The following is a 7,192-nucleotide window of genomic DNA, read 5'->3' as shown; positions in this document are numbered from 1 at the left end:
GGTGGCTGGCTGACCGCGAACCGAAACCCGATTTGAAGTGATCGGACAGGCGAGCGGCTGCCGGCTCACGTCCACGAGAAGGGTGCAAGGCATGAGCAGCGCGACTGCGAAGACGGTAATCGTTTCAGGAGGCGCACGGGGCATGGGTTCCGCTCACGCCCGAGCGCTGGTTGATCAGGGCTTCCGTGTGGTGATCGGCGATCTGCTCGAAGACGAGGGAGCGGCATTGGCCGCGGCACTCGGTGACAATTGCATTTTCGCGCGTCTCGACGTAACGAGCCCAGAATCCTGGGCGCGCATCGTCGATACGGCGATCCGCGAGTTCGGCAGAATCGACGGCCTGGTGAATAATGCCGGGGTGCTCGTCGAAGAACGTCTCGAAACGACCGCGTTGGAGTCATGGCAACGCACCATCGCCGTTAACCAGACCGGGCCGTTCCTCGGCATGCAGGCAGTCCTGCCCCATATCCGCGCAGTCGGCGGGGGTTCGATCGTCAACGTCTCGTCCATAGCTGGCCTTGTCGGCTTCCCCGATGCCTTCTCGTATGTGGCATCGAAGTGGGCGCTCCGCGGCATTACCAAGGCCGCGGCCATCGAACTCGGCAAAGATGGCATCCGCGTCAACTCCATCCATCCCGGCGACACTGAGACCCCCATGATCGCCGGTTCAATCGGCAGCAGCGGCGCCGTGGTCTCGCCCACTTCTATCCCACTGGGCAGATTCGGTCAGCCAGGTGACGTCGCAGGCCTTGTCGCTTTTCTCATCGGTGACGACTCGTCCTACATCAGCGGCGCCGAGATCGCGATAGACGGCGCTACCACGGCTGGCATGACCGTACTCGAGTAGCGACTGTAGTCGCAGCTGAATGCAGAAGGTTTCGAGTGGAACTGAGGTTCCACTCGAAACCTTCTGCATTTCGAACCAAGCGCTTCACGCAGCAGTGGCCCGCATACTCAGCACGACACGGCCGCTGACGGCGCGATCCGACAGTTCCTGAAGCACGGTGCCGTATCGCGCGGCGTCCCCGCCTGGGATTATTTGGGGGCGGATATGACCGTCCGCCCGCATCCTCATGAGATGTTCCCAGGCAGCCCGGCTGGACTGACGGTCGAAGATGAGCCTGGCGGAGTCCACTCCTCGCACATCGGTGTTATTGAGCAGCAACCGGTTCACCTTTACCACGGGAATCTCACCCGAAGCGAAGCCGACGATCATGATTCGCCCGAGCGGCGCGAGTACTCTCAGTAGATTCGTGACGTCACCTCCGACTACATCGACTGCTATATCGATCCCGGCACCATTGGTTAGCGACTTCACTTCCGTCGGCATCTGCTGCGGCAGAATCACAAAATCGGCTCCAGCTTCTTCGGCGACCGCCCGACGGCGCTCATTCGACACCAGCGCGATCACCTTGCAGCCGAGCCCCTTGGCCACCTGGATCGCCGCCACGCCAACGCCGCCGGACGCCCCCGTGATCAGCACCCAGTCACCCGACTCCGCCGCCCCTCGTTGCGCAAGCGCGAAGTAGGCCGTGAAGTAGTTCATCGGCAGCGCCGCGGCCTCAGCCGTTTCCAGCGAGTCGGGAAGCCCGAATAGGCGGTCCGCATGCACCGATACCAGTTCGGCTGCGGCACCGTACATGAGGCAACCTGCCACCCGCTGCCCCTGCTTGAAACCTGATTCCGCGTCGGCATCGACTACCACTCCGGCGAAATCGGATCCTGGCGAGAACGGCAGGTCGGGTTTCACCTGATATTCACCACGCGACAGCAGCAGATCGGGGAAGGCCGGAGCGACCGAATGGACTTCGACCAGCACCTCGCCGGCGCCACGTGAAGGGCGGGGCAATTCAGTCACCGCGTAGGAGCCAGGCCCGTCCAGGCGGGAGATCGTGATAGCGCGCAAGGTTCCTCCTCTATCACCGACAGGAGTCGGGTGTTCGATCAGGCGATGGGTGCGGCTGTGCGCATCTCGTGCGCCGCAAGCAGATCGCGAATACGGGCGCGCTCGGTAATCTCACCGTCCCGTGTGCGATAGGCGGTCATGCCGCCGCCACCGGCAGAGACGTCGCGCAGACGGGTGAAGAAATCAGCTGGATTCAGCACCTCCGGAGATACGACACCCGGGCCAGGCACCGCACCGTCGAGAGAGAGCAAAGCTCCCGCAGCTGCCGGAGTTCCCGTCGCATCATCCTGGCTCATCTTCCCGCCGGAGAGGAATCTAATGCCATCAGCACCGACCCGAACATCGACGATGAGGCCCGACCCAGTCGCTTCGCGACCCGCGTACTGCGAACGCACGGTCTCGAACACCGAGGCCGTCGTCCTGGCACGGTCAACGCTCTCCGGAGTACGCGACAGCACCCAGCCGAGATGAGTGAAATCCTCCGGAATGAGCCCCCCGCGGTTCACCACGCGCTTCGCGCGGGTGAACCGCGGCAGGGTCATCACTTCGGGGTGACTCAACGTGAGGACCAGCTGCTCCCCGATGGGTTCAGGGAACACCACTCGCCGAGGCTCGAGATCTTCCCAGCCTGGGTTTGCACCGGCTTCCGGCAAGGCGGTGCTGAAGGAATGCGCGAAGTGAGGGACCACGGCGCCGACCATGTCATTCGCGTCCACGCACCAGGAGATCTCCACCGAGGCTTCCTCGTCAGGCAACGCATCGAGCGCGAGGCGCACCAGGACGTTCGTGGTGCCGGGAGCGGAGCCCATGCCGATGAGAGCCGTCACCCCGGCCGCCTTTGCAGCGTCCCCTCGTGCGAGCAGCAGTTCGGTCGCGTCGGCATCATCGCAGATGTCGACGTAATCCGTGCCTGCCGCAATAGCCGCATCTAGGATGATCGGTCCCAGGGTGTAGTAGGGACCCGTGCAGTTGATCACGAGATCTGCAGACGACAGTATCGCCCGAAGCCTATCCGGCTCGGCGATCAAATCGAAGTCGATGAGTTCGACCTCCTGTTCGCCCGCACGGGTGTTATCCGGTGTTCGAAACTGACGGTCGCACGCCAGTATCCTCACGTCCTCGGGTGCACGACCGAGTCCGCGAAGGACACCCGACGCTTGCGCGCCGCCCGCGCCGAGAACTGCAATGGTCTTCTTCGACACCTATTCACTCCTTCGGATTCTTCGAGCCGTCAGACTCGAGGCACTTCTGTTCTCGCGGTCGACCAGAGAGGTCAGCTCGCGGCCTTCGCTCGCAGTCGTGCGGTGGCATCGCGATCGATCGTCAGTCCCTCTGGAGTCTCTACGATGGCAACACCGTAGGTCTCGACCGCGCGCTCACGGGTCTCCCAGAGCTCCACGACATCCTTCAACACCAACTCGGGATCGCGTTCCAGGGGCGAGCCGTAACCGCCTCCGGACGCATCGACGCCGATGATGGTCTGCCCCTTTTCCATGAGGAAGGCCGCCGTGTTCGGCAGCTTCTCCTTGGTGCCGTCAGGGTGCTCCAGCCAGGTCTCCGCAACCAGTCCGTTCGCGCCGCCGAGCACACCCTTCGCCGGTTCGATCTGCCCGTCGCAGGGATAGATTACGGTGATTGGATCCTCCCTCGGCGTGTATGCATACTCGAACGCCGGGCCGCCACGGAACTTGCCTTCCCCACCCGTCCCCGGCTTGAACTTCAAGTACTTGTAGACGATCGGCATCTTGATCTCATCGATCTCGACGGAGTCGCGGTACATCAGGCCACCGGTGCAGGGAACCTGCCAATTCACCCAGCCGTCGGCGTAGGCGCTGCCGGGTCCGCCGTTGGCGGTCACCACGACTTGGTTGACAAAGCCCTCGCCGGTACGCCGGTCGGTACCCGAGAGCACCGCGAAACCCGCCCCGACTCCGACCGCGCCTTCAGCAACACCGTAGGGCTCCCCCAGCTGGGCAAAGGCCGAGCCGACGCAGTTGATGAGCCGGTCGGTCACGTTCGTGGTCGCGACCGAGCAGCTGTGCGGGAACTTCGGCTTGCCAACTGCCGAGCCTTCGTTCATCTCGATCGTGATCCGACGGAAGGCCCCCGAGTTCTTCGGTAGCTTGTGCGGGATCGCATTGAAGATCCCGCCGTACACAGCCGCACTGGTGGTGGATTCGGTGAGGTTCAGGCCGCAATCGACGTTTGGGCCGTTCTCGGTGAGGTCGACATGGATCATGCCGTCCTCGGGTTTGATGTGGATCCTGACGTTGAAGTCGAGCCCGTCAGGCAGGTAGGGCAGGAACGCATCGTGGCGCCCGGTGTTGTAGAGTTCCGCTGCCGGCAGGGATTCGATCGCAGCCTTGGTGAGTGCCTCCGAGTAGTTGAGCCAGTCCTTCATGAACTGCTTCACTGTGTCGATTCCGTGCTTCGCAACGAACTGCTTCAGGCGCTTCTCGGCCACGCGGGCGGCACCGAGTTCAGCGAGGAAGTCTCCATACCACTGCGACGGCACCCGGATGCGAGACTGGCACATGCGAATGATGTCTTCGTTGTTCTGGTAGTCGGACTGCACCTTCACGACGGGGAAGATCAGGGTTCCCTCTTCGTATACGTCTTTGGCAGCCGCGTGATAGGTCGTGGGAAGCGAATTGCCCGTGTCGGCCTGATGGGCTTTGGCGACCGCGGTGAACAGATGCTCGCCGTCGATGAAGACGGGAACGAGAATGGTGTGGTCTGCCGCGTGGGAGTTGCCGACGTAGGGGTTGTTGTCGAGGTAGGCATCGCCCTCGCGCATACCGGGGTGCGCTTCGATCATGGCCTGCCCCTGAAGCTGGGCGCCGAAGATGTGCACGGGGATGCCCTCCGCCGCGGCCAGCAGCTCATTCTCGTGTGTCAGGATGGCGCACGAGAAATCACGGGCGCTGTTGATGACCGCGGACCGCGCTGAGCGGAGTAGCGTGTTGGTCATCTCTCGGACGATGCTATCGATTCCATTCGCCAGCACCGCGGTGCGGATGGAATCGAATTTCTGCTCGGTCATGCGGTGACCTCCTCGATCTGCAGCAAGTAATTTCCGGTGCCAGATACCTGGGCAGCCATGCCCGGGTAGATCACCAACGTGGTCGTGGGTTCTTCGATAATGGCGGGCCCCGAGATATGGGCGCCGAGGCCGAGATGCTCCGGCTTGTAGATAGGAGTCGATACTCGGCCCGTGCTCCCGAAGTAGCAGTCGCGGGTGTGTGGCGAACTCGCCTGATAGTTCTCGACGCTCTGGTAGCTCAGCGGACTGCGCGGAATATCGATCGTGGCTCGGGCGATCCAGTTCAAGAACTCGATGTCCGACCCCTCATCGCGAACTGCGTAGACGCGCTGGTGCAGATCGTGGAAGCCGCTGACCAGCTGGTCGAAATCGGCACCGGATTCGAACCGTTTGCATGGCAGCGGCAACTCGATCGTCCAGATCTGATTCTGGTATCGGGCCTCGACGCTGTACTCGATCTTGAAAGTCGGGTACTGGTGCGTGAAGCGATCAACGAAGGTGAGCAGCTTCTCGTCGAGCGATTCGAGCAAGCCGTTGATCTGCGCAGCGTCGAAGCGATGGGACGAGGTGATCAGGGCAGCGGATTCATCCTTGACGATATCGGCGAAGTGCATGCCGGAGGCCGACAGCGCAGAAGCCATCTTCGGCAGCACTGCCCGCTCGGAGCCGAGTTCTTCGGCGATGAGCATGATGTTGATGCCTGCCGCGCCGCCGCCGGCCACGAGTGTGCTGTCCTTGGGATTGAGGCCCTGGGCGACGGTGATCTCGTGCACCGCCTTGACCATCTCCTGGCTGGCGAGGGTGATGATGCCCCAGGCCACCTCCTCGACCGAAATATCGAGTTGTTCGGCGAGTGTGCCAAGCGCCGTACGCGCGGCTTCGACATCGAGCTGCATGCGTCCGCCGAGGAAGTAATCAGGATCGAAGTATCCGAGCACGCAAGCGGCATCGGACACGGTCGGTTCGGTTCCGCCGCGTCCGTAGCACGCCGGACCGGGCTCGGATCCCGCCGACTGCGGGCCGACCTTCAGCAGGCCACCCGCATCGATGTGCGCGATGGATCCGCCGCCCGCACCAAGCGAGCGGATGTCGACCGAGGAGATACCCAGAAGGTCGCCTTCGAACTCGGGACCGAGCCAGGTATCACGGGTCTTTACGACGGAGCCGTCCCGAGAGATTCCGGCGTCGAACGTGGTGCCACCGGTGTCCGCCACGATCATGTCTTCGCCGAGCCCCTCGACGCTCGAGTACTGGATGCCCGCCAGCGGAGCCATCGAAGGGCCACTCCGCGCAGCGTAGATGGGCGCCTCGATGATCTCGTCGATGCTCATGACACCGCCGAGGCTGGTCGACACCAGAATCTCGCCCTGATAGCCGAAGTCGCGCAGGTCGCTCTCGAGCTCGCGGAAGTGGCGCTGCATCAGCGGTTTCAGAGAGGCATCGATCGCCGCCGCCGAGGTGCGGCGGTACTCGCGAATGATCGGAGCGATCTGGTGAGAGAGGGTGACCGGGATCTGCGGCGCGATCTCTGCGATGATCTCGGCGACCCTGAGCTCGTGCGAGGGATTGACCACCGACCACAGCAGGGAGACGGCAATCGCTTCGATGCCATCATCGACGATGCGCTGGATGAGATCGCGCAGATGACTCTCGTCGAGTTCGCGCAGCACCTGGGCTTCGGAATCGATGCGCTCGCGCACGCCGAAGGTGTAGCGGCGGGGAATGTAAGGATCGGGGTACTGCTTCGAGTAGTCGTAGCCGTCTTGCTTGCCGCCCTCCTTCAGGACAAGGGTCTCCTCGAAGCCTTCGGTAGTCAGCAGTGCCGTCTTCGCGGTATTGCGTGTGACGATCGCGTTCGTGGCCCGTGTGGTGCCATAGATGAACAAGTCAGCCTGAGAGATCAGCTGCTCCGCAGTGAGATCGAGCTGCTCCGCGGCGAACTCGAGCGCACTCGAGAGCCCACGGAACACCCGGTCGTGAGTGGTCAGTGACTTCCCGATGATGGGCTCAGGGCCGCCCTGGACGACGACGTCGATGAACGTTCCGCCCGTGTCTGCGGAGATCTGATAGCTCATATGGCTACTCCTTTGTAATCCGAACCAACTGGCACTTTGACTGGGCCATATGTTCATTCTTTAACGTTAATTAATGTGCTGTCAAGCCCAAGTGGCACTTGGTTGGGTTTTGGGGTGTCGCCATCGCCAGAATGGCGAGGGATTAGTTACTTGCCGGAGTGGACAGAC

General features: G+C 62.5%; 5 protein-coding genes. 1 reads left to right on the top strand and 4 read right to left on the bottom strand.

Annotation, left to right across the window (positions count from 1 at the left end; translation table 11 throughout):
* The first annotated feature begins 91 nt into the window (after positions 1–91).
* Positions 92–847 carry a glucose 1-dehydrogenase gene (locus AMS67_RS02690; RefSeq protein WP_053385988.1) on the top strand — a complete coding sequence of 252 codons (756 nt, stop codon included), beginning with the start codon at positions 92–94 and terminating at the stop codon, positions 845–847.
* 84 nt (positions 848–931) lie between these two features.
* On the opposite strand, the gene AMS67_RS02685 is transcribed toward AMS67_RS02690, so the two are convergent.
* The 4 genes from AMS67_RS02685 to AMS67_RS02670 all read right to left on the bottom strand — a co-directional run bounded on the left by AMS67_RS02685 (position 932) and on the right by AMS67_RS02670 (position 7,024).
* Positions 932–1,906: an NADPH:quinone oxidoreductase family protein gene (locus tag AMS67_RS02685; RefSeq protein WP_053385987.1), complete on the bottom strand. Its 975-nt coding sequence runs from the start codon at positions 1,904–1,906 to the stop codon at positions 932–934.
* A gap of 38 nt (positions 1,907–1,944) precedes the next feature.
* Entirely contained in the window at positions 1,945–3,108 is a 1,164-nt protein-coding gene (locus AMS67_RS02680) for a saccharopine dehydrogenase family protein (RefSeq protein ID WP_053385986.1), read from the bottom strand.
* Positions 3,109–3,179: 71 nt separating this feature from the next.
* On the bottom strand, positions 3,180–4,949 hold the full coding sequence (locus AMS67_RS02675; protein WP_053385985.1) for a hydantoinase B/oxoprolinase family protein: 1,770 nt from the start codon (positions 4,947–4,949) through the stop codon (positions 3,180–3,182).
* Positions 4,946–7,024: a hydantoinase/oxoprolinase family protein gene (locus tag AMS67_RS02670; RefSeq protein ID WP_053385984.1), complete on the bottom strand. Its 2,079-nt coding sequence runs from the start codon at positions 7,022–7,024 to the stop codon at positions 4,946–4,948. Before AMS67_RS02670 ends, AMS67_RS02675 begins: the two co-directional genes overlap by 4 nt.
* Between the last annotated feature and the right edge of the window lie 168 nt (positions 7,025–7,192).

This window comes from Leucobacter japonicus (genome assembly GCF_001273855.1).
GTDB lineage: Bacteria > Actinomycetota > Actinomycetes > Actinomycetales > Microbacteriaceae > Leucobacter > Leucobacter japonicus.
This window is presented reverse-complemented; position numbering and strand designations above follow the sequence as displayed.

What these genes read in the sequence shown, in the direction of transcription:
- AMS67_RS02675 (WP_053385985.1), bottom strand. Translation starts at nt 4,949, where the DNA reads ATGACCGAGCAGAAATTCGATTCCATCCGCACCGCGGTGCTGGCGAAT.
- AMS67_RS02690 (WP_053385988.1), top strand. Translation starts at nt 92, where the DNA reads ATGAGCAGCGCGACTGCGAAGACGGTAATCGTTTCAGGAGGCGCACGG.
- AMS67_RS02670 (WP_053385984.1), bottom strand. Translation starts at nt 7,024, where the DNA reads ATGAGCTATCAGATCTCCGCAGACACGGGCGGAACGTTCATCGACGTC.